This window comes from Tardiphaga sp. 841_E9_N1_2, from assembly GCF_051811065.1.
GTDB classification, from domain to species: Bacteria; Pseudomonadota; Alphaproteobacteria; order Rhizobiales; family Xanthobacteraceae; genus Tardiphaga; species Tardiphaga robiniae.
In genome coordinates this window covers 5,673,624-5,698,690 of sequence record NZ_JBPWQC010000001.1, presented here as the reverse complement: position 1 = coordinate 5,698,690, position 25,067 = coordinate 5,673,624, and the positions used below count along the sequence as shown (strand labels likewise).

Annotated in this window: 30 protein-coding genes; 12 read left to right on the top strand and 18 right to left on the bottom strand. The window is 61.8% G+C overall.

Going from position 1 to position 25,067, the window contains the following annotated elements; genetic code table 11:
* Positions 1–93 precede the first annotated feature (93 nt).
* The gene (locus AB8A50_RS27330) at positions 94–534 is read left to right on the top strand and encodes a hypothetical protein (RefSeq protein WP_089261783.1); all 441 of its coding nucleotides are present in this window, start codon (positions 94–96) and stop codon (positions 532–534) included.
* A gap of 354 nt (positions 535–888) precedes the next feature.
* On the opposite strand, the gene AB8A50_RS27325 is transcribed toward AB8A50_RS27330, so the two are convergent.
* The 3 genes from AB8A50_RS27325 to AB8A50_RS27315 all read right to left on the bottom strand — a co-directional run bounded on the left by AB8A50_RS27325 (position 889) and on the right by AB8A50_RS27315 (position 2,108).
* A complete protein-coding gene (locus tag AB8A50_RS27325) occupies positions 889–1,032 on the bottom strand; it encodes a hypothetical protein (RefSeq protein ID WP_170849743.1) in 144 nt (47 codons plus the stop codon).
* A gap of 125 nt (positions 1,033–1,157) precedes the next feature.
* Positions 1,158–1,640: a MaoC family dehydratase gene (locus tag AB8A50_RS27320; protein ID WP_320447013.1), complete on the bottom strand. Its 483-nt coding sequence runs from the start codon at positions 1,638–1,640 to the stop codon at positions 1,158–1,160.
* A 9-nt stretch (positions 1,641–1,649) separates the two neighbouring features.
* A complete protein-coding gene (locus tag AB8A50_RS27315; RefSeq protein WP_439079560.1) occupies positions 1,650–2,108 on the bottom strand; it encodes a MaoC family dehydratase in 459 nt (152 codons plus the stop codon).
* A gap of 179 nt (positions 2,109–2,287) precedes the next feature.
* On the opposite strand from AB8A50_RS27315, the gene AB8A50_RS27310 reads away from it, so the two are divergent.
* Entirely contained in the window at positions 2,288–2,611 is a 324-nt protein-coding gene (locus AB8A50_RS27310) for a DUF4282 domain-containing protein (RefSeq protein WP_068731168.1), read from the top strand.
* 128 nt (positions 2,612–2,739) lie between these two features.
* Here AB8A50_RS27310 and ychF read toward each other — a convergent pair whose 3' ends face one another.
* The 4 genes from ychF to AB8A50_RS27290 form a co-directional block, all read right to left on the bottom strand.
* The gene (gene ychF, locus AB8A50_RS27305; protein ID WP_439079559.1) at positions 2,740–3,837 is read right to left on the bottom strand and encodes a redox-regulated ATPase YchF; all 1,098 of its coding nucleotides are present in this window, start codon (positions 3,835–3,837) and stop codon (positions 2,740–2,742) included.
* 9 nt (positions 3,838–3,846) lie between these two features.
* Positions 3,847–4,470 carry an aminoacyl-tRNA hydrolase gene (gene pth / locus AB8A50_RS27300; protein ID WP_439079558.1) on the bottom strand — a complete coding sequence of 208 codons (624 nt, stop codon included), beginning with the start codon at positions 4,468–4,470 and terminating at the stop codon, positions 3,847–3,849.
* Positions 4,471–4,491: 21 nt separating this feature from the next.
* Positions 4,492–5,202, bottom strand: a complete 711-nt coding sequence (locus AB8A50_RS27295; RefSeq protein WP_068731165.1) for a 50S ribosomal protein L25/general stress protein Ctc — start codon at positions 5,200–5,202, stop codon at positions 4,492–4,494.
* A gap of 241 nt (positions 5,203–5,443) precedes the next feature.
* Positions 5,444–5,695 (bottom strand): accessory factor UbiK family protein, encoded by a 252-nt coding sequence (locus AB8A50_RS27290; RefSeq protein ID WP_089261793.1) that lies wholly within the window; start codon positions 5,693–5,695, stop codon positions 5,444–5,446.
* A 176-nt stretch (positions 5,696–5,871) separates the two neighbouring features.
* Here AB8A50_RS27290 and lgt point away from each other — a divergent pair, with 176 nt between their 5' ends.
* The 5 genes from lgt (at position 5,872) to AB8A50_RS27265 (ending at position 10,540) form a co-directional block, all read left to right on the top strand.
* The gene (gene lgt / locus AB8A50_RS27285) at positions 5,872–6,723 is read left to right on the top strand and encodes a prolipoprotein diacylglyceryl transferase (protein WP_439079557.1); all 852 of its coding nucleotides are present in this window, start codon (positions 5,872–5,874) and stop codon (positions 6,721–6,723) included.
* Between the two features lies 1 nt (position 6,724).
* Entirely contained in the window at positions 6,725–7,849 is a 1,125-nt protein-coding gene (locus AB8A50_RS27280; protein ID WP_439079556.1) for a class I SAM-dependent methyltransferase, read from the top strand.
* Positions 7,846–8,613 carry a peptidoglycan editing factor PgeF gene (pgeF, locus tag AB8A50_RS27275; protein ID WP_439079555.1) on the top strand — a complete coding sequence of 256 codons (768 nt, stop codon included), beginning with the start codon at positions 7,846–7,848 and terminating at the stop codon, positions 8,611–8,613. Before AB8A50_RS27280 ends, pgeF begins: the two co-directional genes overlap by 4 nt.
* Positions 8,614–8,811: 198 nt before the next feature.
* The gene (locus tag AB8A50_RS27270; protein ID WP_439079554.1) at positions 8,812–9,420 is read left to right on the top strand and encodes a hypothetical protein; all 609 of its coding nucleotides are present in this window, start codon (positions 8,812–8,814) and stop codon (positions 9,418–9,420) included.
* Between the two features lie 166 nt (positions 9,421–9,586).
* A complete protein-coding gene (locus tag AB8A50_RS27265; RefSeq protein WP_089263589.1) occupies positions 9,587–10,540 on the top strand; it encodes a ribose-phosphate pyrophosphokinase in 954 nt (317 codons plus the stop codon).
* Between the two features lie 11 nt (positions 10,541–10,551).
* Here the strand turns inward: AB8A50_RS27265 and AB8A50_RS27260 are convergent, their stop codons facing one another.
* Entirely contained in the window at positions 10,552–11,064 is a 513-nt protein-coding gene (locus AB8A50_RS27260) for a 6,7-dimethyl-8-ribityllumazine synthase (RefSeq protein WP_089261803.1), read from the bottom strand.
* A 422-nt stretch (positions 11,065–11,486) separates the two neighbouring features.
* On the opposite strand from AB8A50_RS27260, the gene AB8A50_RS27255 reads away from it, so the two are divergent.
* The 3 genes from AB8A50_RS27255 to proC all read left to right on the top strand — a co-directional run bounded on the left by AB8A50_RS27255 (position 11,487) and on the right by proC (position 13,319).
* Entirely contained in the window at positions 11,487–11,987 is a 501-nt protein-coding gene (locus AB8A50_RS27255) for a YbjN domain-containing protein (protein WP_439079553.1), read from the top strand.
* Complete coding sequence (locus AB8A50_RS27250) at positions 11,984–12,415, top strand: GNAT family N-acetyltransferase (protein WP_439079552.1); 432 nt, start codon at positions 11,984–11,986, stop codon at positions 12,413–12,415. The genes AB8A50_RS27255 and AB8A50_RS27250 overlap by 4 nt, the downstream gene beginning before the upstream one ends.
* 70 nt (positions 12,416–12,485) lie before the next feature.
* On the top strand, positions 12,486–13,319 hold the full coding sequence (proC, locus tag AB8A50_RS27245; protein ID WP_439079551.1) for a pyrroline-5-carboxylate reductase: 834 nt from the start codon (positions 12,486–12,488) through the stop codon (positions 13,317–13,319).
* Here the strand turns inward: proC and AB8A50_RS27240 are convergent, their stop codons facing one another.
* Genes AB8A50_RS27240 through AB8A50_RS27230 form a run of 3 tightly spaced genes read right to left on the bottom strand, consistent with a single transcriptional unit; the run spans position 13,320 to position 16,015 of the window.
* Positions 13,320–14,708: an ATP-binding protein gene (locus tag AB8A50_RS27240; protein WP_089261811.1), complete on the bottom strand. Its 1,389-nt coding sequence runs from the start codon at positions 14,706–14,708 to the stop codon at positions 13,320–13,322.
* 18 nt (positions 14,709–14,726) lie between these two features.
* The gene (locus AB8A50_RS27235) at positions 14,727–15,452 is read right to left on the bottom strand and encodes a response regulator (protein ID WP_089261813.1); all 726 of its coding nucleotides are present in this window, start codon (positions 15,450–15,452) and stop codon (positions 14,727–14,729) included.
* Complete coding sequence (locus tag AB8A50_RS27230; RefSeq protein WP_089261815.1) at positions 15,449–16,015, bottom strand: MarR family winged helix-turn-helix transcriptional regulator; 567 nt, start codon at positions 16,013–16,015, stop codon at positions 15,449–15,451. Before AB8A50_RS27230 ends, AB8A50_RS27235 begins: the two co-directional genes overlap by 4 nt.
* Positions 16,016–16,252: 237 nt before the next feature.
* Here AB8A50_RS27230 and AB8A50_RS27225 point away from each other — a divergent pair, with 237 nt between their 5' ends.
* A complete protein-coding gene (locus AB8A50_RS27225; protein ID WP_439079550.1) occupies positions 16,253–17,365 on the top strand; it encodes a branched-chain amino acid aminotransferase in 1,113 nt (370 codons plus the stop codon).
* Between the two features lie 58 nt (positions 17,366–17,423).
* On the opposite strand, the gene AB8A50_RS27220 is transcribed toward AB8A50_RS27225, so the two are convergent.
* From AB8A50_RS27220 to uvrC, 6 genes are all read right to left on the bottom strand, one after another.
* Positions 17,424–18,821 carry an MATE family efflux transporter gene (locus tag AB8A50_RS27220; protein ID WP_439079549.1) on the bottom strand — a complete coding sequence of 466 codons (1,398 nt, stop codon included), beginning with the start codon at positions 18,819–18,821 and terminating at the stop codon, positions 17,424–17,426.
* Between the two features lie 145 nt (positions 18,822–18,966).
* Positions 18,967–20,004, bottom strand: coding sequence for a 50S ribosomal protein L3 N(5)-glutamine methyltransferase (gene prmB / locus AB8A50_RS27215; RefSeq protein ID WP_439079548.1), 1,038 nt, complete (start codon positions 20,002–20,004; stop codon positions 18,967–18,969).
* Positions 20,004–20,486 (bottom strand): molybdenum cofactor biosynthesis protein MoaE, encoded by a 483-nt coding sequence (locus AB8A50_RS27210; RefSeq protein WP_439079547.1) that lies wholly within the window; start codon positions 20,484–20,486, stop codon positions 20,004–20,006. Before AB8A50_RS27210 ends, prmB begins: the two co-directional genes overlap by 1 nt.
* A 24-nt stretch (positions 20,487–20,510) precedes the next feature.
* Positions 20,511–20,762: a molybdopterin converting factor subunit 1 gene (gene moaD / locus AB8A50_RS27205; RefSeq protein WP_068731149.1), complete on the bottom strand. Its 252-nt coding sequence runs from the start codon at positions 20,760–20,762 to the stop codon at positions 20,511–20,513.
* Complete coding sequence (pgsA, locus tag AB8A50_RS27200) at positions 20,759–21,370, bottom strand: CDP-diacylglycerol--glycerol-3-phosphate 3-phosphatidyltransferase (protein WP_089261825.1); 612 nt, start codon at positions 21,368–21,370, stop codon at positions 20,759–20,761. The genes moaD and pgsA overlap by 4 nt, the downstream gene beginning before the upstream one ends.
* Positions 21,371–21,491: 121 nt before the next feature.
* Entirely contained in the window at positions 21,492–23,585 is a 2,094-nt protein-coding gene (gene uvrC / locus AB8A50_RS27195; protein ID WP_439079546.1) for an excinuclease ABC subunit UvrC, read from the bottom strand.
* Positions 23,586–23,904: 319 nt separating this feature from the next.
* Here uvrC and AB8A50_RS27190 point away from each other — a divergent pair, with 319 nt between their 5' ends.
* Positions 23,905–24,525 carry an outer membrane protein gene (locus AB8A50_RS27190; protein WP_068731146.1) on the top strand — a complete coding sequence of 207 codons (621 nt, stop codon included), beginning with the start codon at positions 23,905–23,907 and terminating at the stop codon, positions 24,523–24,525.
* A gap of 151 nt (positions 24,526–24,676) precedes the next feature.
* Here the strand turns inward: AB8A50_RS27190 and AB8A50_RS27185 are convergent, their stop codons facing one another.
* A complete protein-coding gene (locus AB8A50_RS27185) occupies positions 24,677–24,892 on the bottom strand; it encodes a cold-shock protein (protein ID WP_068731145.1) in 216 nt (71 codons plus the stop codon).
* Positions 24,893–25,067: the final 175 nt, after the last annotated feature.

Genomic DNA, 25,067 nt, shown 5'->3' with positions numbered 1-25,067 from the left:
AAATCCACTGCGCAGATGTACACGTAAATTTGTCATGCGGGGGACCGCGCTCGCTCATTGTGAAGTCCGCTTCACACAAACAAGGAAGAGCTGATGAGTGCCATTCGTTCAGAACAGACAGAAGCCAAAGATGACGACAGCAACCTCGCCGCTGTGTCTGAAGTCGAAGCGGGTATCCGCGACTTCGTGCGCAACGATATCGCTTACCTCCGTCGTCCGGTGCCTGGCATGGTGAACAATTCAAGTGAAACCACCACCGGCACCGAAGCGCCGCTGGAAGCGACGACCGAAGCGACCGTCAACAGCGTCAATTCGCTGATCCAGCGCGTCGCCGGTACCTCGCTCGGCGAGATCGAGAAACTGGTTTCCGAACTCGAGAGCCTGCGCGACCTGCTCCACGCCGAAGGCCAGCGCGTTCAGCGCGAGATCTCGGGCTACGCCCAGCTCAGCCAGGCCGCGATGAAGTCGACCCGCCTGATCGCCGACAATGTTGCGCAGTGGAAGCGTACCGCTGACGGCCTGCGTCACGACTGATCGGCACTAGACCACCCGAATCAAAAGCCGCTGCCCGAAAGGGTGGCGGCTTTTTCATGAGCCCGTTCAATTGAACTTTATTCGTTTTGTTCCCGACCAACGGTTACGCAGCACCTGCGAACTGCTTTTGGGGGAATCGATCCGTGGAGACCATTCGGCCGAACAACACCGATCCCATTCCGGCGCGCAGCAACGCGCCCAGGATGGGGACCATTATCTTGCGTTTTGTCGGATTGCTGTTGGTGGCCGTGGCATTGCTCGCCTGGGCCTGGAGTCGCTGAGGTCGCCATCATCGACCCCACTCACGAAAAAACCCGCGCAGTTCGGCGCGGGTCTGGTTAGCAACTCGTAAAATTACTCGCTGACGACCGCGCTGCTCTCGAGCGTATAGGCGCCATCGGCATAACCCTTGACCACCATGCAAGTGGCCAGCATCACCGCAAGCGTCACGCTCGCGAAGATGAAGCCCACAAATTTCAATCCGGTGCGGTCAGCCATTGTCGTCCCCAAAATCGTCCTACGAAGTGTCGTCTCGGTCGTCATACCTGTAAGTCGCAGATCACGCTCACAAGGTTCAGAACCCCTTAACAGAGCTAGGGTTCCATCGATAAAGTTTGAAATGGTTAAGCCGCGTCGCCCCGTTGCGGCAGGAAGACCGAACCAAGGAAGCTGTAGACCTCCTCGCCGCGCTGATTAACGGCAACGTTCTTCGACTGCAAGATCCCCCAACCCGGACGCGTCGCGGTCGCGCGCACGGAAACAACCTCGCTGCTATAGGTCAGGGTATCGCCGGCGAGAACAGGCCGGGTCCAGCGCAAATCACGAAAACCGGGAGATGGACCGCCGACTGGAGGCTCTTCGCCACGCGCCTCTGCCTCCGCCTTTGCGCGCTGGCCATCGGCGACCAGCAACTTCATGCACACCGACGCCACGTGCCAGCCCGACGCAGCGAGACCACCGAATAGCGATTTGCGGCCGGCCTCTTCATCGAGATGGAACGGTTGCGGATCGAATTGCCTGGCAAACGCCTTGATCGACTCCGCCGTGAACGTGAACGAGCCGAGCTCACGGCGCATACCGATTTGGATGTCTTCCAGATAGCGCATGCTGCGACCCTAGTTCCCGGAGGCGGGTTCACGCACCCCGATCATGATCGGGGTGATCATCTCGGAAATCGTCTGCCCCTTGGCATTGCGTGTGCTGAACTTGAATTTGACGATGCCCAAGGTCGGCCGGCTTTGCGAAGCACGTGCCTCGATCACTTCGACATCCAGCGTCAGATCGTCGCCGGGGCGAAACGGCGCGAGCCATCGCATCTGATCCACACCCGGTGAGCCCATCGATGCGGTCTTGTGCAGAAACCCGTCATAGATCATCCGCATCATCAGCGAGCACATGTGCCAGCCGGAGCCGGAAAGTCCTTTGAGCATCGATGCGCTTGCGGCAACTTCATCGAGATGCATCGGCTGCGGATCGTATTCTTTCGCATAGGCGATAATCTCGTCGCGCGTAATATGGCGCGGCCCGAAGGTCCCGAAGTGGCCGGGCTTAAAATCTTCAAATGTCAGGGTCATAATGGGGAATGCCGTCGAGGAAGCCTGATTGTGGCCGTTATTTGCAGCAATCTCAACCCGGTCGCTTGCATGGCTTTCCCGCGATCCTGCCCGTCAATGTGGTCGGGCCGGGGATATTTGAAGCCGTTTCTCAATGCAATTGAATTTGTCACTCATCTACACGGCGGGGGATTTCACCGATGTTCGAATTTCGCGATCTGTTTCAGTGGGACCGTTTCATCACGCCCACCATCATCAAGACGTTCTATTGGCTGGTGATCGCACTGATCATTCTTTTCGGCATTTCCGGGATCTTTTCGGGTCTCGCCGCAATGGCCATCAGCCCGTTCGGCGGTTTCGTCCTCGTGATGTCGAGCCTCGCCAGCGTCATCGTCGGCATCATCTTCGCGCGCATTGCGGCTGAGTTCGTTCTGATCGTGTTCCGCATCAACGAACACCTCGGCGCGCTACGGGATCAGGGGCAAAACCTCGGGCAGGATCACGGCCACGGCCAGCAGTACTGAGAACTACCGCGCTCTCAACCGTCATTGCGAGGAGCTCTTGCGACGAAGCAATCCAGTCTTCGCTTGTGGCTCCTGGATTGCCGCGTCGCTTCGCTCCTCGCAATGACGGGGAGAGGATTGAGAATATCTTACGTGTTGAAGCGGAAATGCAGCACGTCGCCGTCAGCGACGACATATTCCTTGCCTTCCAGCCGCAACTTGCCGCCGTCGCGCGCCCCGGCTTCGCCGCCGAGCCTGACATAGTCGTCATAGCCAATGGTTTCCGCGCGGATGAAGCCCTTCTCGAAATCCGTGTGGATCACGGCTGCAGCCTGCGGTGCCTTGGTGCCCTTGGTGATGGTCCAGGCACGGGCTTCCTTGGGGCCGACGGTGAAGTAGGTGATGAGGTGCAGCAGCGAATAGCCTGCACGGATCAGGCGATCGAGGCCCGCTTCTTCAAGCCCGAGCGTATCGAGGAATTCCACGCGTTCGGCACGTGACAGCGTCGCGATTTCGGATTCGATCTTGGCCGAGATGGCGACCGCAACAGCGCCCTCCTTCGCAGCATGTTCTGCAACCCGCTTCGAGTATTCGTTGCCTTCGCCCGCCGCGCCTTCTTCGACGTTGCAGACATAGAGAACAGGCTTGGAGGTCAGCAGGCCGAGCATGCCAAACGCGCGCTCTTCCTCAGGCTTGCGCTCGAGAAAGCGTGTCGGCTTGCCGTCGCGCAGCAGCACCAAAGCGCGCTGGACCAGATCGAGCTGTTCCTTGGCGTCCTTGTCGTTGCCCTTGGCCTTCTTGGTCAGGTTATCGATGCGCTTCTCGCAGGAATCCAGATCCGCGAGCATCAGCTCGGTCTCGATGATCTCGATATCGGCGAGCGGATCGATCTTGCCTTCGACATGGGTGATGTCGTCATCGATGAAGCAACGCACCACATGGGCGACGGCATCGACTTCGCGGATCGTGGCGAGGAACTGGTTGCCAAGGCCTTCGCCCTTCGACGCGCCTTTCACCAGGCCCGCGATGTCCACGAAGGTCAGGCGCGTCGGGATGATCTGCTGCGACTTGCCGATCTCGGACAATTTGTCGAGCCGCTTGTCCGGCACCGCGACTTCACCGACATTCGGCTCGATGGTGCAGAACGGATAGTTCGCAGCCTGCGCCGCGGCAGTTTCGGTGAGCGCATTGAACAGCGTCGATTTGCCGACATTCGGCAGTCCGACGATCCCGCATTTGAATCCCATGACCCTGTCCTAATTCTTCGACGGCTTCTCAGCGGAGCCGTTGTCGTCCTTCGACGTGAAACCCTTGGCCTGCATCGTCAGATGCACCTTGTTCTGAAACGACGAGTCCTGACCACCGACCAGCAGGCCGACATGGTCCGACACCGCATCGTTGAACGCTTCGAGCTGAGGCCGTTCGGCCTTGGCGAAATCGCTCAGCACGTGATTATGGACCAGCTCCTTGGCACCGGGATGTCCGATGCCGAGGCGCACGCGCCGATAGTCGTTGCCGACATGCGCGGAGATCGAGCGCAGACCGTTATGTCCCGCAATGCCGCCGCCGACCTTCACGCGCACCTTGGAGAATGGCAGTTCGAGCTCGTCGTGAAACACGGCGATGTCGCCGAGTGAAATCTTCAAATAGGCGGACGCTTCCTGAACTGAGCGGCCGGACTCGTTCATGAAGGTCATCGGCTTCAGCAGGATGACGCGCTCGCCGTCCAGCGTGCCTTCGGAGGTCTCGCCCTGAAAGCGACGGCGCCACGGTCCAAAACCGTGACGCCGCGCGATATCATCGAGAACCATGAACCCGATATTGTGCCGGTTGCCCTGGTATTTGGCACCAGGGTTTCCGAGTCCAACAAAGAGAAGCATGACGCGGAGCTCCGCGCCGGATTACTTCTTCTTCGCCGGAGCGGCGGCAGCAGCCGGAGCCTTCGCGCCAGCGGCGGGGGCCTTGGCGCCGGCAGCCGGAGCCTTGGCACCAGCAGCGGCGGGAGCCGCAGCAGCGGCCGCAGGGGTCGCAGCTTCTTCACCGTAGCCCGACGGCGGCACGATGGTGACCAGCGTCAGGTCGGCATCGCGAGCCAGCGTCTTCACGCCCTTCGGCAGAACAACGTCGGTGATGTGCAGCGACGTGCCGATATCGAGCTGGCCGACATCAACTTCGAGGAACTGCGGAATGCTCTCGGCTTCGGCTTCCAGTTCGATCGTGTGGGTCACGATGTTGATGGTGCCGCCACGCTTCACGCCCGGAGCGCCTTCAGCGCCCTTGATGTGCAGCGGAACGCTGACGCGGATGGTCGCGCCTTCGCCGAGGCGGAGGAAGTCGACGTGGAGCGGGAAGTCCTTGACCGGGTCGAGGTGGAAGTCGCGCGGAATCACGCGGTGCTTCTTGCCCTCAAGCTCGATGTCGTAAATCGTGGTGAGGAACCGGCCTGCCAGAATGCGCTGACGCAGTTCGGCATCATTCACCGAAATCGCCACCGGGGGCTTGTTGTCACCATAGATCACTCCGGGCACTCGGCCGGCGCGACGCTCTGCCCGTGCGGCCCCCTTGCCGCCGACCGGACGTGAGGTCGCCTTCAATTCCTTGACGGTCGCCATCGTTTAAGTCCTTGTTTTCTAAAAGTTAAAGGCCGCAATGCGGCCCGTTTTCACGCTGCAGCAAGCCTCCAGGGGTGCGGGGGCTGCGGACGTGGGCGGCTTCTACCGCCGAAACGCCAAAAAGACAAGGAAATGACAGGCTTTTTCTTCGTCGGCGGGCCCCTTCCAGGGGCTTATTTTGGCCGTCCATGCACGGGTAGCCGATGTCCGGCGCGCCGTGCAGGCCACCGCAGGCTTCCACTCAGCCGCCGAGCTTGGCTTCCAGCGCTGCGATCCGGGCCTTCAGCGCCTCGTTCTCCTCGCGGGCGAGCCGGGCCATATCCTTGACCGCCTCGAACTCCTCACGCTTCACGATATCGAGGTCACGCAGGATCTTCTCAGCCTGGTTGCGCACCACCGTATCGACCTCACGCTTGACGCCCTGGGCCGCGCCGGCGGCATCGTTCATCAGGCGGCCGATCTCGTCGAAGAACCGATTGTTGGTCTGGGTCATGGCAAGAACTCCGGTCGGATGAACAAACACGCGGGATTAAGTTGTAGATCGACAATGGCGATCCCGGCCGCGCAGTTCAAGTATCGCCTGCTTTTGGCGTTCACAACTGCAGAAGTCCCTTAATTCGTCACATGCCAATGCTTTACTGGCGCCATCGGGAGCCGTAAGCCCACCACATGCCATTCCTGACCATCGCCTTCCCCGTTTTCGATCCGGTCGCCATCGCGCTCGGCCCCATCGTCATTCGCTGGTACGCGCTGGCCTATATCGGCGGCATCGTGCTCGGCTGGATCTATGCGCGCGCGCTGATCAAGAGCACGAAACTGTGGGGCGGCCCCTCACCGATCTCCCTGCTGGATTTCGACGACTTCATCCTCTGGGTGACGATCGGCATCATTGTCGGCGGCCGCACCGGCTATGTGCTGTTCTACAATCTAGACTTCTTCATCGCCCATCCCGCCGAGATCTTCGAGCTATGGAAGGGCGGCATGTCGTTCCATGGCGGCTTCTTGGGCTGCGTCTTTGCCGTGTTTCTGTTCTGCTGGAAGCGCGGATTGTCGGTCCTGTCGCTCGGCGACATCACCTGCGCAGTCGGCCCGATCGGCCTGCTGCTCGGACGCCTCGCCAATTTCATCAACAGTGAATTGTGGGGCCGTCACGCCGACGCCAGCGTGCCTTGGGCGATGGTGTTCCCCAATGGCGGGCCGCTGCCCCGCCACCCCAGCCAGCTCTATGAAGCTGGCCTCGAAGGCATCGGGCTCTTTCTCATTCTCGCCCTGATGATCCGGGCCGGTGCGCTGAAGCGGCCTGGCCTGATCCTCGGCGCCTTCATCTTTTTTTATGCGCTGGCGCGTATTACGGGAGAATTCTTCCGCGAGCCGGACCCGCAACTCGGATTTCTGTGGGGTGGGCTCACCATGGGCATGCTGCTCTCCGTGCCGATGATATTTGTGGGACTCGTTTTGATGGTGCGCGCCTGGCGAAAGCCGCAGGCATCGCTCGAATTGAGCCCAGGCAAGAAGGCCTGATGTGACCGACCAATCGCCGCTGCAGGATGAAATCAAGCGCCTGATCAAGTCCACCGGACCCATGCCGGTGTGGCGCTACATGCAGCTGTGCCTGACCCATCCGCAACACGGCTACTACATTTCCCGCGATCCGCTCGGTCGCGAGGGTGACTTCACCACGTCGCCCGAAGTCAGCCAGATGTTCGGCGAGCTGCTCGGCCTGTGGTCGGCTTCGGTCTGGCGCGCGATCGGCGCGCCGCCTTTTGTACACCTGATCGAGCTTGGCCCCGGCCGCGGCACCATGATGGCCGACGCGCTCCGCGCCCTACGCGTGCTGCCGCCGCTGTATCAGGCGCTCAACGTGCATCTCGTCGAAATCAATCCGGTGCTGCGCGAGAAGCAGAAGGCGACGTTATCCGGCACCCGCAACATCACCTGGCATGACAGTATCGAAACCGTCCCCGCGGGCCCGTCGATCATCCTTGCCAATGAATATTTCGACGTGCTGCCGATCCATCAGGCCGTGAAGCGCGAAGGCGGCTGGCACGAGCGCATGGTGGATATCGACAGCGACGGCCAGCTGATGTTCAGCGCGTCAACCGATCCGCTGCTGCGTTTCGATGTGCTGCTGCCACCGCTGGTGCGTGCAGCCCCTGTCGGCGCGGTGTTCGAATGGCGCCCCGATACCGAAATGATGAAGATTGCCAGCCGCGTCCGCGACGAAGGCGGCGCAGCTCTGATCATCGATTACGGTCATGTCCGTAGCGATGCCGGCGACACCCTGCAGGCCATCGCGCAGCACAGCTATGCCGATCCGCTGAAGAATCCCGGCCAGGCCGATATCACCGCGCATGTGGATTTCCAGGCACTCGGCCGCGCAGCAGAGGATGTTGGCGCACGCGTGCACGGGCCGGTGACGCAGGGCGAATTCCTCAAGCGCCTCGGCATCGAGACGCGCGCGCTGACCCTGATGGCCAAAGCCACGCCGGAAGTTTCCGAAACCGTCTCCGGCGCACTGAAACGCCTGATCGACAGCGGCCGCGGCGGCATGGGCTCGATGTTCAAGGTGGTCGGCATCTCCGATCCCAATATCGACACGCTGGTGGCGCTGAGCGACGACACCGGCATCGAGGCCCCGACATCATGACTTTCACATCGCCTTTGCTGTCAGCCATTCCCGGCCTGCGCCACGCGTTCTTCACGCGCGACGGCGGCGTCTCCGAAGGCATCTATGCCGGCCTCAATGGCGGACTCGGATCGAACGACGATCCCGCGCATGTGGCGGAGAATCGCCGGCGCATGGCAGTGGAGATGGGCGTCGCCCCCCTGCACTTCCTCACCGCCTATCAGGTCCATTCGCCCGATGTCGCCGTCGCCACGGCACCGTGGAATGGAGATTCACGGCCGCGCGTCGATGCCATGGTGACGAAGGTCGAGGGCCTGGCGCTCGGCGTCACGACGGCCGATTGCGGACCGGTGCTGTTTGCCGATCCCAAGGCCCGCGTCATCGGTGCCGCCCATGCCGGCTGGAAGGGCGCCTTCACCGGCGTGCTCGAGGCCACCATCGCGGAGATGGAAAAACTCGGCGCGGATCGTTCCGACATTGTGGTCGCGATTGGTCCGCTGATCCGCCAGCCAAGCTATGAGGTCGGGGCCGAATTCGTCGAGCGTTTCACGCAGGCCGATGCCGGTTTTGCGCGGTTCTTCATTCCCTCGACCCGCGCCGGTCATGCCATGTTCGATCTCGGCGGCTTCATCCGGATGCGGCTGGAACGGGCCGGCATTGCCATTATCGATGACACCGGCATCGACACCTATCCCGACAACAACCTGTTCAGCTATCGCCGGTCGGTGCATCGGAAAGAGCCGGATTACGGACGCCAGATCCACGCCATCGTGCTTGAGCGGTAACTCGCGCGTTGACGCGCCGTTATCCTTAACGCGGCCGAACTGCCTCAAACTGAACGCGAATTGTCGGGGCGCGGTGACCGTTTCGGTCACCCTGGAAAGACCTGTGGCCGCGCTGCCCTAGACCTTAACGCATTTTAACGATATCGCTCGACCTGTCCGGTGCCGCTTGCGGCAAACGGACGGAAGTCGGGACGCCCTATGCGATTTTCTGCCCTTACGACCGATCGAGCCAGACCACGGCTAATCCAGGCCGCGCTGTCGCTGACCGTAGCGTTTGGGCTTGCCGGCTGCGCCAATGTCCCCAATTCCGGCGGCGCCATGAACGCGCAGGCCAGCCTTTCCACCGCCTCCGGCCCAACGGTCGCATTCGAGTCCATCGACGGGCCGCCGCCGCAGGTCTTCGATCGCATGGTCAACCTTCTGGATAGTGAAGCGCGCCTGCGCAACCTTGCGGTTGTATCCCGCAAGGACAGCGCCGCTTTCCGGGTCCGCAGTTATCTCGCTGCCCAGGTTCGCGGCGGTCAGACCTCGATCGCCTGGGTCTGGGACGTCTATGACCGCGACCAGAATCGTGCTTTGCGCCTGAGCGGCGAGGAACAGGTCGGCAAAGGCGGCCGCGACGCCTGGGCTACTGCCGACGACCTTGTCTTGCGGCGGATCGCGCAGGCGGGGCTCACCGGCCTCAACGGCATGATCAACGGCACCACGCCCGGCGAGCAGCCGCCTGCGCCACGTGGCAACGGACCCGCCATCGCCAGTACCGATGAATTGCCCGTGCAGGCCACCGCATTTGCCGAGACACACTGACTTCAGTTCACGTTAAGCAGAGGCCCGTTTTTACGCAGGAAAACAGCGGCCCACGGGTTGCCAGCGGACGGCCGTCCTTGATATCACCTCGCTCAGCTAGACGAGTTCTTGTGGGTAATCCGATATGCTGAACGTTGTATCCACCAAGCCGCGGGGAGACGCGTCGATGTCGGCCAAGAACGGTTCGATCAAACTGGTCGCCGGTAATTCCAATCCTGTCCTCGCGCAGGAAATCGCGACCTCGCTGAATATCCCGCTGACCAAGGCCAGCGTCCGGCGCTTCGCCGATATGGAAATCTTCGTCGAGATCCAGGAAAACGTCCGCGGCTCCGACGTCTTCATTCTTCAATCCACGTCGTTCCCGACCAACGACCATCTGATGGAATTGCTGATCATCACCGATGCGCTGCGCCGCGCTTCCGCGCGCCGCATCACCGCGGTGATCCCCTATTTCGGCTACGCTCGCCAGGACCGCAAGGCCGGTGGCCGCACCCCGATCTCGGCCAAGCTGGTGGCCAACATGATCACCCATGCCGGCGCCGACCGCGTCATGACACTCGACCTGCATGCCGGCCAGATCCAGGGCTTCTTCGATATCCCGACCGACAACCTCTATGCCGCGCCGCTGATGGTGCGTGACATCAAGGAGAAGTTCGATCTCGCCAATGTGATGGTGGTTTCGCCCGACGTCGGCGGCGTCGCCCGTGCCCGCGGCCTTGCCAAACGCATCAACGCGCCACTCGCCATCGTCGACAAGCGCCGCGAACGCCCCGGTGAATCCGAAGTGATGAACGTGATTGGCGACGTCGCCGGCTACACCTGCATCCTGATCGACGACATCGTCGACTCCGGCGGCACGCTGGTGAACGCCGCCGATGCGCTACTCAAATACGGCGCCAAGGACGTCTCCGCCTATCTCACCCATGGCGTCTTGAGCGGCGGCGCCGCCGCGCGCATCGCCAATTCCAAGCTCAAGGAATTAGTGATCACTGACTCGATCCAGCCCACGGAAGCCGTCAGCAAATCGCCGAACATCCGCGTGCTCTCGGTTGCCTCGCTGATCGCCGAAGCGATCGGCCGCACCGCATCGGAAGAGTCGGTATCGAGCCTGTTCGACTAAGGCTCGCGCCTCTACACGATCCCGGCCGCGACCTGACCGCGCAGACGCTCCAGACTGAGCAGCGTCTCGGCGCAGGCTGCCGCGACCTTGAGGCCGCTCTCCGCAAAGTGCTTGCGGAAGAATGCCGCCCGCTCTTCAGTCTCGTGAAAATCCTCCGGCGCCGTCACGGCCGAGAACACTGGGATCTCGGTGCGTAGCTGCACATCCATGAGCGCACGGATGACCGTGTCAGCCACGAAGCCGCGGGTGCCGCTGTCGATCACGAGGCCGGCCGCGACGATCGCCGTGTAGCGCCGCGTCTTGGCAAGAACCTGCACATGCAGGGGGATCTCGAACGAGCCAGGCACTTCGAACAGATCGACCTGCGACGGGCCGATATGACGCGCCTCGATCTCGCTCAGAAACGATTCCCAACACGGTGCAACGATGTCCCGATGCCAGGACGACTGCACGAAGGCGACGCGTTGCGGCTTGGCAAAGCGCGGATGCTGGACTGCGGATGACTCGGAGGTGGTGTCGTTCATGGCCTGATACTTTCGTTACGGCCAAACTATGCCGAAACCGAACCAGCCCAGCAAGGCCGTCCACAGGCTGTATCGGGGTCCAACAGGACTCCTGCGAAGCCGGGAAAGCTTGCGGGCCGCACGGAAGAATCAATAGTTACCACCCCAACCGGACTCGCGGCGCGCGAGGGCGCACCGCACAGACTCGCAATCCGGGAATCCGATTCCGGTTTGTTCTCATTGCGGCGAGATGACCTGTGGATGAGGGCCGGTTTGTCTGTGGATGGATTCGCGGTGCCGTTGCGCAGATTCAGCAAATCACATCACTTCAAACTCGCAAGGTCTGGACGAATAGAACTTGCAGCCTGCAGCGACGCTCCGACATTTTCGCGTACCGGCCAGCTGTTTGCATCATCACATTTCAAGAGCAAGGTCGCGACGGCATGTCACTCCTCGAAGGTACTATCGATTCACGGCTCAACCCGCTCGCCGTTGTCGAGGATATTGCTGCCGATCATAACTGGGTGTTCGAGCGCTCCGGCGAAGACGAAGTCACAATTGTTTCCAAAGGTGACTGGATCGATTACCAGCTCTCCTTCACCTGGATGAACGAGATCGAGGCCCTGCATCTGGCTTGCGCCTTCGACATGAAGATTCCACCCGCTCGCCGCGCGGAAGTGCAGCGCCTGATCGCCGCGATCAACGAACAGATGTGGGTCGGCCATTTCGATATCTGGACTCACTCAGGCATGGTGATGTACCGGCAGGCACTGGTGCTGCCCGATGGCCTCACCGCAACGACCGCGCAATGCGAAGCGATGCTCGTCTCGGCGATCCATTCCTGCGAGCGCTACTATCCGGCATTGCAGTTCGTAGTGTGGGCCGGCAAGACCGCAGCCGAAGCGATGTCTGCTGCGATGTTCGACACTGCCGGCGAAGCATGACCGACGCGCCGGTCATCACCGTGCCGGATGCGCCCGGCGAGGCCGAACGGCTGGTGGTCGCAAATGCGTTGCTGGCCTACAATACCAAGACCGTTGGCCCCAACAATCACCAGCCGCTCTCGATCCTGATCCACGATCCTGTGACCGGTGAGCCGATCGGCGGCATCTGGGGCAAGACAGCGTTCAACTGGTGTTTCGTCGAGCTGTTCGTCGTGCCCGAACAATTTCGCGGCCAGGACATCGGCTCGAAAGTTCTCGCCAAGGCCGAAGAGATCGCGCGGGAACGCGGCTGCATCGGTCTGTGGCTCGATACCTACTGGTTTCAGGCGCGCAGCTTCTACGAGAAGCAGGGCTATGAAGTGTTTGGCGAAATCCCGGACTATCCGCGCGGCGGTCCGCGCTACTTCCTGAAAAAAAGCTTCGTCTAGGTCCGTTCGGGCTGTGCGGCCTGCCCCGCAATGTTATGGTCCCGGCCATTCTGACAGCCGGGATTTTGCGATGACCTCCTCCACGACCTCACGCGCGCTCAACACCATCGACGGCCATATCGTGCTGGCCGGCGCCGGCAAGATGGGCGGCGCAATGCTGACGGGCTGGATCGCCGGCGGCCTCGATCCCAAACGCGCCATCGTGATCGATCCGTATGTCTCCGACGAGATCAAGGCGCTCGCAGCCAAAGGCGTCCGCCTCAATCCGGATGTGAAGGACATCGGCGCCGTCGCCGCACTGGTCCTCGCCGTGAAACCACAGATGTTCGCCGAGGTCGGGCCGACACTGCGCACAATCGCGAGATCATCCCTCGTGGTCTCGATCATGGCCGGCACCACCATCGCCGGCATCGCCAAGGCCTGCGGCGGCAACGTGGTTCGCGCGATGCCGAATACGCCGGCCGCCATCGGCCGCGGTATCACCGTGGCGGTTGCCGCGAGCGACGTATCGCCGGAGCAACGCGGCCTAACCGACGCGCTCTTGCGCGCCACCGGATCGGTCGAGTGGGTCGAGGACGAGAGCCTGATCGACGCCGTCACCGCCGTCTCCGGCTCAGGGCCTGCTTATGTGTTTCTGCTGGCCGAAGAAATGGCTCGCGCCGGCATTGCTGCGGGCTTGCCGCCCGAACTCGCGATGAAGCTTGCTCGCGAGACAGTGTCCGGTTCGGGCGAGCTCCTCCGCCAGTCCAATCTCGACGCGGCGACGCTGCGCAAGAACGTCACCTCGCCCGGCGGGACCACTGCAGCCGCGCTCAGCGTATTGATGGCCGATAATGGTTTCGAGCCGCTGCTGACTCGCGCGATTGCTGCGGCAACGGCGCGGTCTAAGGAACTGGCGAAGTAACTAGACGGGCACCCGCACCACCGCCCTCAATCCGCCCATCGGACTCTCGGCCAGCGTGATATCGCCGCCATGGGAGCGCGCTATATCGCGGGCGATGGCGAGGCCAAGACCCGTGCCGCCTTCGTCCTGATTGCGGGCGTCGTCGAGCCGCAGGAACGGTTTGAACACTTCCTCGCGCATGTCGGCGGGGATGCCGGGGCCGTCATCATCCACCGTGACCGTGAGATAGCGATGATCGCGGTGTCCAGTGATGGCGATGTCATTGGCATGGCGCGCGGCGTTGGAGACGAGATTCCCGAGGCAACGCTTGAACGCGGCTGGCTTCACCGTGACGATCGGCAGGCCGTGGAACGTGACCGTCGCCTTATGGCCGTTGCGCTCGGCATCGCTGCGCAATTCTTCCAGCGCCGCAGCCATGTCCGTCGGCTGCGCCTGCTCGCCGCTGTCGCCGCGCGCAAAGGCGAGATAAGCCTCGAGCATGCCCGACATCTCATCGATATCCTTGCGCATGCCATCGACTTCCGGACCGTCCTCGATCAGCGCCAGTTCGAGCTTGAAGCGCGTCAGGATCGTGCGCAGGTCATGCGAGACGCCGGCGAGCATGGCCGTGCGCTGCTCCATCGCGCGTTCGATACGCGCCTTCATCTCGATAAAGGCATTGGCGGCACGACGGACCTCGCGTGCGCCGCGCGGCCGAAAATTCGGCGCTTCACGGCCTTTGCCGAAACTTTCGGCCGCGTCAGCGAGTTTGAGGATCGGGCGGATCTGGTTACGCAGGAACAGGATCGCGACGATCAGCAGGATCGAGGACGTCCCCACCATCCAGAACAGGAAGATTTCCGAATTCGATGCATAGGCCGCGCTGCGCTGGGCGAAGATGCGCATCACGGCATCATCGAGCTGGATGCGGATTTCCACGAGATTGGAGCGGCCCACGGTGTCGATCCAGAACGGCCGCGTGATCTGCCGGCCGATCTGAACCGACAGCGCCTGATCGAGCAGTGAGAAGAACGGCTTCGGACCGGGCGGTGGCATGTCGCCGAGCGGCAGAAAATCCACCACGAGGCCAAGGCGCTGCTGGGCGATGGCCTTGATCTGCGTGCGGTCCTTGTCCTGGGGATAGACCTTGTAGACGTCGATCAGCGTCGCGATGTCCTGCACCACTGCCTGTGACAGACGGCGCGTCACCGTGTTCCAGTGCCGCTCCATGAACACGAAGGCGACCACCGACTGCAGCAGCACCATTGGCACGATCATGATCAGCAGTGTGCGGGCATAGAGCCCCGTGGGCATCACGCTCTTGAAGCGCCGGCCCATCAGACTGTGCGCCGCAGAGACGCGGCCCGCCGCAGAGCGGAGGATGGTGATGCCGGTGTCGAGTGTGGTCATCGTGCAAACTTCATCGAACTATGGCGACGCGACGAGGCGATAGCCGATGCCACGCACGGCCTGCAGAAACAACGGATTGGCCGGATCGGTCTCGATCTTGCGACGCAGGCGATTGATCTGCACGTCCACCGCACGCTCGTTCACGGTGCCACCGCCGCCGGTGAGTTCACCGCGCGGCACGGTCTCGCCGGGCGCCGCAGCCAGCACACGCAGCATGTCACGCTCGCGGTCAGTGAGATGGATGATCTCGTCGCCTTGGCGTAGTTCGCCGCGCGCGAGGTGATACACATAAGGCCCGAACTGCAGCGACTCCGCGCGCTCGACCGGGACCGGCGCACTACGCTTCAGGATGTTTGCGATGCGCAGCACCAGTTCGCGCGGCTCGAACGGCTTGGCCACATAGTCGTCGGCGCCGATCTGCAATCCCTCGATCCGGCTTTCCGCCTCGTGCCGCGCCGTCAGCATGATGATCGGCACGGCCGAGGACGTCCGAATGAAGCGCGCGAGCTCGAAGCCGGTCTCGCCTGGCATCATCACATCGAGGATCAGGAGATCGAAATGCAGACCGAGCAGCTTGGCGCGCGCTTCCTTGGCGCTCGGCGCCGTGGTGACGCGGTAGCCTTCGCCCGAGAGAAAGCGCGAGAGGAGATCGCGGATACGGCGGTCGTCATCGACCAGCAACAGATGCGGCGCATCGTCGGCCAATGGCACCGGCATACGTTTGGCGGCCTGAGCTAACATCATGTCTTGTTTGTCCTGCCGTCAGTTTTGGCGGATGCCTGGCCCAAGATGACCTGCAGCACCTTGTCGGGATCATTGCGGTCGATCATCGCCGAGAGAAACCTGCCGATCGCTTCAATTTCGACCGGCGTAAAATCCTTGAGCGCGCGGTTGATGCGATCGGTCTGCAAACCCGCGAGCTGCGCAACGAGAGCTTCGCCCTTGGCCGTGGCGAAAAGAAGCCGTTGCCGCCGATCGGCCTCGCCGGATTTCTGAACGATATACCCTTCATCGAGCAATTGCTTGAGGACACGGCCCAACGACTGCTTCGTAATACGCAAGACATCGAGCAGATCGGCAACCTTCAGGCCGGGATAGCGATGCACAAAGTGTACGACCCGGTGATGGGCGCGCCCGAAACCGAACTGATCGAGCACATCGTCGGGATCGCCCACAAAGTCGCGATAGGCAAAGAACAACAGCTCGATGATGTCCCAGCGGGGCGGTTTCGCAGGATCGCCGCTGGATTGCCGCTGGATCGTCTCAAGCGATCGTGACGCCGCGTCCTTGGAATTTACGTCAACCATATTGACATATCTTGGGTTCAATCTTACAAAACTGACCATCGCGACGAAACATTAGAACTCTCGCCGCATGGCCCAATAGGGCCGATCTGAGAACCATACCGGACTTCGGCATGGCGCTAAAGCCTGTCCTCGGTCATCCCCCGGGGCCGGAAACGCTTTTGCCGTGGGTCCGCTTGACGTAGAACAACATCGACGCTGCCGCCCCCAGGAGCTGCGCCGTAAGCAGGAGTGAGGTCCATGGGAGTTTCGTTTGATAAAATCGATGGCGCAGCTTTGCTGAAATTCGACATTCACCCCGCGGCGAACGCGGTGTCCGAGGCGGACCGCGCAGCGAAGCTCAAGGATCCGGGCTTCGGACGGGTTTTCACCGATCACATGGCCATCGTCCGCTACAACCAGACGGATGGCTGGCACGGCGCGCGCGTCGAATCCCGCGCGAATTTCCCGCTCGATCCAGCTGCCGCCGTGCTGCATTACGCGCAGGAGATTTTCGAAGGGCTCAAGGCCTATGTGCGTGAAGACGGCGGCGTGAATCTGTTCCGCCCCGATGCCAATGCAAGGCGCTTCCGGAATTCTGCCGATCGAATGGCCATGGCCCCGCTGCCCGAGCCCGTGTTCATCGAAGCGATCGAGCAACTCGTGCGCATCGACCGCGCCTGGATTCCATCAGGCGAAGGCAGCCTCTACCTGCGCCCCTTCATGGTTGCAAGCGAGATCTTCCTCGGCGTGAAGCCGTCCGCGGAATACATTTTCGCTGTCATCGCCTCGCCGGTTGGCTCCTATTTCAAGGGCGGACCCGCCCCGGTGTCGATCTGGGTGTCGGAGAACTACACACGCGCCGCGATCGGCGGCACCGGCGCCGTCAAATGCGGTGGCAACTACGCCGCAAGCCTCCGTGCGCAGGCCGAGGCCATCAGTCACGGCTGCGATCAGGTCGTGTTCCTCGATGCGGTCGAGCGCCGTTACATCGAAGAACTTGGCGGCATGAACATTTTCTTCGTGTTCGAGGACGGCTCGCTGCTGACACCGCCGCTCGGCACGATCCTGCCGGGCATCACGCGCGATTCGATCATCGCGCTGGCGAAGGACAAGGGCACGCAGGTGCGCGAAGAGCCCTATACGCTCGACCAATGGCGTGCCGATGCTGCCAGCGGCAAGCTGAAGGAGGCTTTTGCCTGCGGCACGGCGGCGGTCATCTCGCCGATCGGCCAGGTGCGCTCTGCGAGCGGTGATTTTACCATCAATGGCGGCGCAGCAGGCCCCGTTGCGATGGGACTGCGCAAACAGTTGGTCGACATTCAGTACGGCCGCGCGCCAGACCAGCACAACTGGATCCGCAAGGTTCTGTAAGCGCAGGCGCTTCAAGGCGACAAATGCCGCAGCCTTTCGAGGCTGCGGCATTTTTGTTTTAAGTCGCCGGTACGAGCCCGAGTTGCTCGCGCCGGGTCCACCGCCAGAGCATGACCGGTGCAACGACCGCGAGACCCGCTGCCAGCCCAATCCAGATGCCGACGCCGCCGAAACCCAGCTTGAATGCGAACAGCAGGCTGAGGCCCATGCCGAAGCCCCAATAGCCCAATGCGGCAAAGATCATCGGCACCCGCGTATCCTGCAATCCGCGCAGCATCCCTGCAGCCACCGACTGCGCGCCGTCCGCAATCTGGAATACCGCCGCGCAAAACAGAAACGACATTGCCGTGTCGATGACGACGGCATTGGCGGGATTACTCAGATCGATGAAGGCACCAATCAGGACACGCGGCGCAGCCAGCAACAGCATGCTCATCGACGCCATGAATGCCACCGCAAGGCCGAAGGCGGTCCATCCTGCTCGCGTGATGCCATCGCGATCCACGGCGCCTTTGGCCAATCCAACGCGGACAGTTGCCGCCTGGCTTAGTCCCATTGGCACCATGAACGAGATCGATGCGATCTGGATCGCAATCGCATGCGCCGCGATGGCGGCCGTTCCAAACTGCCCCATCAGGAACACCGCCGCATTAAAGACTGTAATTTCGAATGCGAGCGTCGCGCCGATCGGCAGACCGATGCGCCATAGCTTTGCGAGGCGTGGCCAATCGGTGCGCCACCAGTTGCCGAACAAATGATAACGCCGGAACTTCGGATGCCATGCGACGACGAGCGCAAAGACTGCGAACAGAAAGATGTTCGACAGAGTGGTCGCAAGGCCGGAACCGCGCAGACCCATCTCCGGAAATCCGAGATGGCCGAACACCAGAACCCAGTTTGCAGCAGCATTGAACAGAATGGTGACGCCGGTCACCACCAGTGCCCAGAGTGGGCGCTGCACGGCGGCAACGAATGAGCGCAGCACGATAAAGCCTAGCGCGGGCAGGAAGCCCCATTGCAGCATATGCACGAAGCTCTGGGCGTCGGCAGCCGCCTGTGCCTCCTGACCGAACAGCAACAGGATCGCTTCTGTATGCCAGAGGACGATCCATGCCGGCACCGAGACGATGAGCGCCGTCCACAAACCCTGCCGAAACGTCCGCCTGACATCGCGCACCGCATGCAACTTGCGACCTATCGCCTCCGCCATCATCGGCGATGTCGCAGTAACGAGACCGATGGCGAAAATCAGAAACGCGAAATAGAGATTTACGCCCAGCGCCGACGCAGCCAAAGCCTCCGCGCTCACGCGGCCGAGAATGATTACGTCGGTCGTGGTGAGTGCGATCTGTGCCAGATTGGTCAGGATCAGCGGCCAACCGAGCGCCAGCGTCGCTCGCAATTCGGCGAGCCACAGATTGCGCGTTGGCGCTTTCCGACCGACAGCCAGCAGCATGGGATCCTTCACTCGATTTGAGTGACGCGGCTGCAAGGGCTGTCGCGTCGAAATCCGTCCGACAACAATGTCGGACATTCACACATCAAAATGCGCGTGAAGATGCCGTGATAAACGCTACGGGCGTGTTTGGCCAGATGCCGAACTAGCCGGCGCCGCGACCTTGCAGCGCAGCAGCCGACACCCAGAACACCTCGCCCTCGGAGTCTTCGGTGTCCAGCCAGATCAACGGCAGATCGGGAAAGGCTTCATCGACATTGGCGCGGCCGCGACCGATTTCACACAACAAACCGCCGTGTGGATTCAGATGATCGCCAGCCTGTTCAATGATCTTCCTGACGATGTCGAGCCCGTCATCGCCGCCATCGAAAGCCATAGCCGGTTCGGCCAGGCATTCATCCGGCAAATCCGCCATGCCCTGCGCATCGACGTAAGGCGGATTGGTGATGATGAGATCGTAACGGGTATCCCCGAGCGGTTCGAACAGATCGCCCTTGTAAAGCGTCAGCCGCTCGTCGAGCCCGTAATCGATGACATTGCGCATAGCGACGGCAAGCGCCGCAGGCGAGAGATCGACGGCATCGACCTGCGCGTTGGGGAATGACTGGGTGGCCAGGATCGCGATGCAGCCGGAGCCGGTGCAGAGGTCCAGCACGCTTTCAACGTCCATGGGATCGTCGATCAGCGAGCCGCCTTCACCGTCATCGCCGCTGAAATGAGAATCCAGCAATTCGCCGATGAAAGACCGCGGCACAATGGTGCGCTCGTCCACATAGAACGGTAGGCCGCGCATATAGATCTTGTTGAGCAGATAGGCCGCCGGTTTGCGCGTCGTCACGCGGCGATGAATGATGTCGAGGATCTGCTTGCCTTCAGCCGCAGTTACCCGCGCCATGGCGAAACTCTCGAACTGGTCGGGATGCAGATGCAGGACTTCGCAGACGATGAAGGCGGCTTCGGCCACGGGATCGGTGGTGCCGTGCGCAAAAGAGAGCCGGGCCTCGATGAAACGGCTGGTGGCGTAGCGCACATAGTCGAGCAATGTCGCAAGCTCGCCCGCACCAACCTTCGGCAGAGTCGCCGTTGCGATCTTCTTCACGGAAGTCTTTGCCTTTGCAGAAGCCTTGCTCGCCGATTTCCTGACCACCTTCTTCGCGATTGTCTTCACAGTCTTCTTTGCCATCAGTTTTTATCCCAGCGCGCCGCGGCGTCGTCATCGTCGGTCTTCGCAGCAATCCAGCTGCTGCCACCGGCGGTTTCCTCGCGCTTCCAGAACGGAGCATGCGCCTTGAGGTAATCCATTAGAAACTCGGCGGCCTGAAACGCCGCCTGGCGGTGCGCCGACGCGGTCAGCACCACCATGATATTCTCGCCGGGCAGGATGCGGCCGACGCGGTGAACGATTGTCAATCCCGTGAGCGGCCAGCGGTTCATCGCCTCATCGGCATGACGCGCAATCTCTGCCTCGGCCATGCCGGGATAATGCTCCAGCGTCAGCGCCGTGGTTGCGTCGCCGCTGCCACTTAAGTTTTCTTGGCCGCCACGGCAGATACCACTGAACGTAACGACCGCGCCGATGTCCGTACGGCTTGCCGTCAGCGCCGCGATTTCGCTGGAAACGTCGAAATCGGCACCCTGGATGCGGATGGTCACGTTGGAGGTCATGAGATCAACGCAGTCGTTGGTAAATCAACCGCCGGTCATCGGCGGGAAGAATGCAATCTCGCGGGCGCCAGCAATCACGGTGTCCGGCCGCACATGGGTATGGTCGATGGCAGCGCGGATCACTTTCGGCGTTTCGAACGCATAGGCATATTCGTCGCCGCGCGTGCTCAGCCATCCGATCAGATCGCCGACTGTGCGCACGGCTGCTGGCGGCTCGACCGTCTCTTCGGCCTTGCCGATGCGCTCGCGCACCCAGGCGAAGTAGACGACCTTCATGCATCCTCCGCAATGAGGTGGTGAATGCCAGCCCTGAAATAGTCGTAGCCCGTATAAATGGTGACGAGCGCGGAAATCCACAGCAGCAACAGGCCGAGCTGCGTCGTGATCGGGATCACCTGATCGCCGGCCTCACCGGCCAGCAGGAAGCCGATGGCGATCAACTGGGCCGTCGTCTTCCACTTCGCCACCCTGGAGACCGGGACGCTGACACGGAGTGCGGCGAGATATTCACGCAGGCCCGAGACCAGAATTTCGCGGCACAGGATCACGATGGCGGCCCACAGGGTCCAGCCATGGATGATGCCATCGGCCGCCAGCATCAGCAGGCAAGAGGCCACCAGCAGCTTGTCGGCGATCGGATCAAGCATCCGGCCGAAGGCCGACTGCTGATTCCAAATCCGGGCGTAATAGCCATCGAGAAAATCCGTGACCGCGGCGCCGATAAAGACGGCCAGCGCGACCCAGCGCAGCCATAGCGGGCCATCCATGATCGACTGCGAATAGATGCAGCCGACCACCACCGGAATGGCGGCAATGCGGGCCATGGTCAGGATATTTGGCAGGGACATCGCGGAATTCGCGGCCCGTCTCGTGGTCACTGTCATCCGTCTTACCAATACTGCCAGAGCGCAGAGGTCAACCGCCAGCGAAGCGGCGCGGCTTAGTTTACCGCAAAACTGCCCCAAGGCATGCGACAGCCAGATTACGTCTCGTCCATCTTTGCGGTCATCTGGCCACTGGCTGGGGGTGAAAAAAGTCGAAAATCTTGCGGGCGCTCTCGGCCGAGATGCCGGGAACCTTGCCGAGGTCGCCTACGGAGGCCCGCTCGATCTCTTTCAGCGTTCCGAAATGGTGCAGGAGTGCCCGCTTGCGGGTTGGGCCGATCCCCGGGATTTCCTGCAATCCGGCCTCGCGGATGTCCTTCTTGCGCAGTGTGCGGTGCGATCCGATGACGAACCGATGCGCCTCGTCGCGCAGCCGCTGGATAAAATACAGAACGGGGTCCCGGGGCTCCAATTTGATGGCATCGCGGCCAGGAATGAACATGGTCTCACGGCCGGCGTCACGATCCGGCCCCTTGGCCACAGCCATCAGGGTCACATCGGTCAGCTTCAGCTCGTCGAAGATCTCCTTGACTGCATTGAGCTGGCCGCGGCCGCCATCGATGATGACGAGATCGGGCCATAGCGGCACGTCATCGTCCTTTGGCTTGACCACCTCGCCCTCAACCGGCGGCACCAGCAGACGCTTGAAACGGCGCTGCAGCACCTCCTTCATCATCCCGTAGTCGTCACCGGGCGTGAGCCCTTCCGACTTGATGTTGAACTTGCGGTACTGGTTCTTGATGAAGCCATCCGGCCCCGCCACGATCATGGCACCGACCGCGTTGGTGCCCTGGATATGGCTATTGTCATAGACTTCGATGCGCTTCGGCACCGTGGCCATGCCCGCCATCTTCGACATGCCTTCCAGCAGACGCGTCTGCGTCGCCGTGTCGGCGAGCTTGCGGCCAAGCGCTTCGCGGGCATTGGTCAGCGCGTGGACGACCAGCTCCTTCTTTTCGCCGCGCTGCGGTGTCAGCACCTCGACCTTGAAACCTGCCTTGACGCCGAGCGCGCTGGCCAGCAGCTCGCTTTCCTCGATGGCATGCGACAGCAGCACCATCTTCGGCGGCGGCTTGTCCTCGTAGAACTGCGCCAGAAACGAGCCGAGCACTTCCTCCGGCGTGTATGATTTTTCGGCCTTGGGGAAATAGGCGCGGTTGCCCCAGTTCTGGCCGGTACGGAAGAAGAACACCTCGACGCAGGAATAACCGCCTTCCTGATGGATGGCGAAGACGTCGGCCTCCTCCACGGTGCGCGGATTGATGCCTTGCTGCGACTGGATGGCAGACAGGGCTGCAAGGCGGTCGCGATACAGCGCGGCGCGCTCGAAGGCGAGTTCTTCCGACGCTTTCTCCATTTCGCCGGCCAATAGCTGCTTCACCGCCCGGCTGCGGCCGGACAGGAAGTCCTTCGCCTCACGCACCAGCTCGGTATAGCCGGGAAAATCGATCTCGCCGGTGCAGGGGCCAGAGCAGCGGCGGATTTGATACAGCAGACACGGGCGCGTGCGGCTCTCGAAAAAGGAATCCGTGCACGACCGCACCAGGAACGCGCGCTGCAGTGCCGTGATGGTGCGGTTGACCGCGCCCACCGACGCGAATGGACCGAAATAGCGGCCGGGCCGCGACTGCGCGCCACGATGCTTCAGAATCTGGGGCGCCCAGTGATCGCCTGAGATCAGAATATACGGAAAAGACTTGTCGTCGCGGAGCTGCACGTTGAATCGCGGGCGCAGCTGCTTGATGAGATTGGCCTCAAGCAACAATGCTTCGGTCTCGGTCGCGGTCGAGATGATTTCCACCACCACGGTCGCCGCGATCATGCGTGCGATGCGCATCACCTGCCCGGTCGGCCTTGCATAGGACGACAACCGCTTCTTCACGTTCTTGGCCTTGCCGACATACAGCACGTCGTTGGCCGCATTCAGCATCCGGTAGACGCCGGGCGAAGTCGGGGCGTGGCGTACCGCATGTTCGATGGCCGCGCGGCCGAGCGCCAGCGGGCCCTCAGCGACCACGTCGCCGGAATCGTCATCGCCAGTATCCGGGAGCGCGCCGTCTTCCTCGTCGTCGGCCGCCGCGGGTTCCGGTTCGAGGTCGGGTGGCGCCTGCAAGGTGGACTGGGTGGCCTGCCCGGAACTAGGGCTGTCGGAACCTGGCTCTGCTGCGGGCTCGGATGATGTCTCGTGCCGCGGCTCGGTGGGGTCTTGAATCATGAGGTCAATTTAAGCGCTGTAGCGGGTCATCGCTAGCATTCGTGCGACCGGAAATGCCCTCGCAACGGCCGGTTTTCCGGCTGCTCGCGGCAGGCCACAGGATTTTGGCCGCCCGCCCCAGGAAATTCGCGGATTGCCAAAAGTAAGACTCTTTTAACGCCAATACGGCGCCGCAGCGGCCCGTTAAGGACCGCTTAATCTAAAACTCTCGATAAATCGTCTCGATAAAAGATGGAATTCCGTAACCCTAAGGCTTCGTTCGGCAGATCCCGAGCGCGCTCCCATGGGCCGGCAGTAACGCGTATTTTGGAGAGTTGAGATGAGTAAGTTTGCGTTCGCAGCAGTCGCCCTCGTGGCTGCAGGTGCGACAACAGCACATGCGGCGGACATGCCTTACCGGTCGCGCGCCCCCTATACCGTCGCCCAGCCGCTCAACGCCTATAGCTGGGCCGGCCCATATCTTGGCGCCACTCTCGGTTACGAATGGGGGAGCGTCTCCAACACCGGCGCGAAGCCCTCGGGCATCGCCGGCGGCGTGACCGGCGGTTACAACTGGCAGAGCGGCAACATCGTGTTCGGTCTCGAAGGCGATCTTCAGGGCACAGGCGCGGATGACCGCTTCGCCACCTACAAGTTCTCGAACCCCTGGTTCGGCACCGCGCGCGGCCGCATCGGCTACGCCTTCAACAACGTATTGCTCTACGGCACCGCCGGTCTCTCCTTCGGCAGCCTCGAAGCCGAGCTGAACGGCCTGCAGCAGTCGCAGACTTCGGTCGGCTGGACCGCCGGCGTCGGCGCCGAAGTCGGCATCTACCAGAACTGGACCGCCAAGATCGAATATCTCTATGTCGATCTGTCCAAGAACACCTACACGCTCACTGGCACCGACAGCGCGCTCAGCTTCGGCACTGTGCGCATCGGCGTGAACTATCACTTCTAAGTCCGGCTCCCGACGCCTCGCGTCCGGACTTCGTCTTCAAGTACTTCGTCTCCAGATACGTCGACTCCAAGTACAAGAAACCATCGCCATCCACTCCCGGCCGCACTGCGGCCGGGATTTTTTATGGCCCACTCCCAAGCTGGATCCGCCGCTATCCTGTGATGACCAGATTGACCGCTTTGGGGCCCTTGCCCTTCTTGTCGGGCTCGACCTCGAAGGTGATCCGCTGTCCTTCGATCAGGTCCTTCAGGCCAGCGCGCTCGACTGCGGTAATGTGCACAAACACGTCCCGGCCGCCATCGTCCGGCTTGATGAAGCCGTAGCCACGCTCGCCATTGAAAAACTTGACCGTACCGCTCATGCCCATCGGGTCCCTCCCCGCAATGCTCCGCCGCGGCGCTTTCGCGCTGCGACCGACCGGACATTCACTCCACGGAAGCTAGGCCTTGTTTCAATATCGATTTGGGCCACGTCACTCCGCCGCAACCATTCGCGGAAGCGGAACGTAAAGCCAGTCATAATGCCAGCAGCTTAATACGGTT

Coding starts and splice junctions, on each gene's coding strand:
- AB8A50_RS27270 (WP_439079554.1), top strand. CDS start 8,812: ATGCGATTTTCTGCCCTTACGACCGATCGAGCCAGACCACGGCTAATC.
- AB8A50_RS27225 (WP_439079550.1), top strand. CDS start 16,253: ATGGGAGTTTCGTTTGATAAAATCGATGGCGCAGCTTTGCTGAAATTC.
- AB8A50_RS27315 (WP_439079560.1), bottom strand. CDS start 2,108: ATGACCCTGACATTTGAAGATTTTAAGCCCGGCCACTTCGGGACCTTC.
- pgsA (WP_089261825.1), bottom strand. CDS start 21,370: ATGACAGTGACCACGAGACGGGCCGCGAATTCCGCGATGTCCCTGCCA.
- pgeF (WP_439079555.1), top strand. CDS start 7,846: ATGACTTTCACATCGCCTTTGCTGTCAGCCATTCCCGGCCTGCGCCAC.
- AB8A50_RS27185 (WP_068731145.1), bottom strand. CDS start 24,892: ATGGGCATGAGCGGTACGGTCAAGTTTTTCAATGGCGAGCGTGGCTAC.
- AB8A50_RS27230 (WP_089261815.1), bottom strand. CDS start 16,015: ATGGTTGACGTAAATTCCAAGGACGCGGCGTCACGATCGCTTGAGACG.
- AB8A50_RS27210 (WP_439079547.1), bottom strand. CDS start 20,486: ATGACCTCCAACGTGACCATCCGCATCCAGGGTGCCGATTTCGACGTT.
- AB8A50_RS27235 (WP_089261813.1), bottom strand. CDS start 15,452: ATGATGTTAGCTCAGGCCGCCAAACGTATGCCGGTGCCATTGGCCGAC.
- proC (WP_439079551.1), top strand. CDS start 12,486: ATGACCTCCTCCACGACCTCACGCGCGCTCAACACCATCGACGGCCAT.
- AB8A50_RS27250 (WP_439079552.1), top strand. CDS start 11,984: ATGACCGACGCGCCGGTCATCACCGTGCCGGATGCGCCCGGCGAGGCC.
- AB8A50_RS27320 (WP_320447013.1), bottom strand. CDS start 1,640: ATGCGCTATCTGGAAGACATCCAAATCGGTATGCGCCGTGAGCTCGGC.
- moaD (WP_068731149.1), bottom strand. CDS start 20,762: ATGAAGGTCGTCTACTTCGCCTGGGTGCGCGAGCGCATCGGCAAGGCC.
- uvrC (WP_439079546.1), bottom strand. CDS start 23,585: ATGATTCAAGACCCCACCGAGCCGCGGCACGAGACATCATCCGAGCCC.
- lgt (WP_439079557.1), top strand. CDS start 5,872: ATGCCATTCCTGACCATCGCCTTCCCCGTTTTCGATCCGGTCGCCATC.
- AB8A50_RS27260 (WP_089261803.1), bottom strand. CDS start 11,064: ATGAACGACACCACCTCCGAGTCATCCGCAGTCCAGCATCCGCGCTTT.
- AB8A50_RS27330 (WP_089261783.1), top strand. CDS start 94: ATGAGTGCCATTCGTTCAGAACAGACAGAAGCCAAAGATGACGACAGC.
- prmB (WP_439079548.1), bottom strand. CDS start 20,004: ATGGCAAAGAAGACTGTGAAGACAATCGCGAAGAAGGTGGTCAGGAAA.
- AB8A50_RS27265 (WP_089263589.1), top strand. CDS start 9,587: ATGTCGGCCAAGAACGGTTCGATCAAACTGGTCGCCGGTAATTCCAAT.
- pth (WP_439079558.1), bottom strand. CDS start 4,470: ATGCTTCTCTTTGTTGGACTCGGAAACCCTGGTGCCAAATACCAGGGC.
- AB8A50_RS27220 (WP_439079549.1), bottom strand. CDS start 18,821: ATGCTGCTGGCTGTCGGTCGGAAAGCGCCAACGCGCAATCTGTGGCTC.
- AB8A50_RS27240 (WP_089261811.1), bottom strand. CDS start 14,708: ATGACCACACTCGACACCGGCATCACCATCCTCCGCTCTGCGGCGGGC.
- AB8A50_RS27255 (WP_439079553.1), top strand. CDS start 11,487: ATGTCACTCCTCGAAGGTACTATCGATTCACGGCTCAACCCGCTCGCC.
- AB8A50_RS27310 (WP_068731168.1), top strand. CDS start 2,288: ATGTTCGAATTTCGCGATCTGTTTCAGTGGGACCGTTTCATCACGCCC.
- AB8A50_RS27295 (WP_068731165.1), bottom strand. CDS start 5,202: ATGGCGACCGTCAAGGAATTGAAGGCGACCTCACGTCCGGTCGGCGGC.
- AB8A50_RS27190 (WP_068731146.1), top strand. CDS start 23,905: ATGAGTAAGTTTGCGTTCGCAGCAGTCGCCCTCGTGGCTGCAGGTGCG.
- AB8A50_RS27290 (WP_089261793.1), bottom strand. CDS start 5,695: ATGACCCAGACCAACAATCGGTTCTTCGACGAGATCGGCCGCCTGATG.
- ychF (WP_439079559.1), bottom strand. CDS start 3,837: ATGGGATTCAAATGCGGGATCGTCGGACTGCCGAATGTCGGCAAATCG.
- AB8A50_RS27325 (WP_170849743.1), bottom strand. CDS start 1,032: ATGGCTGACCGCACCGGATTGAAATTTGTGGGCTTCATCTTCGCGAGC.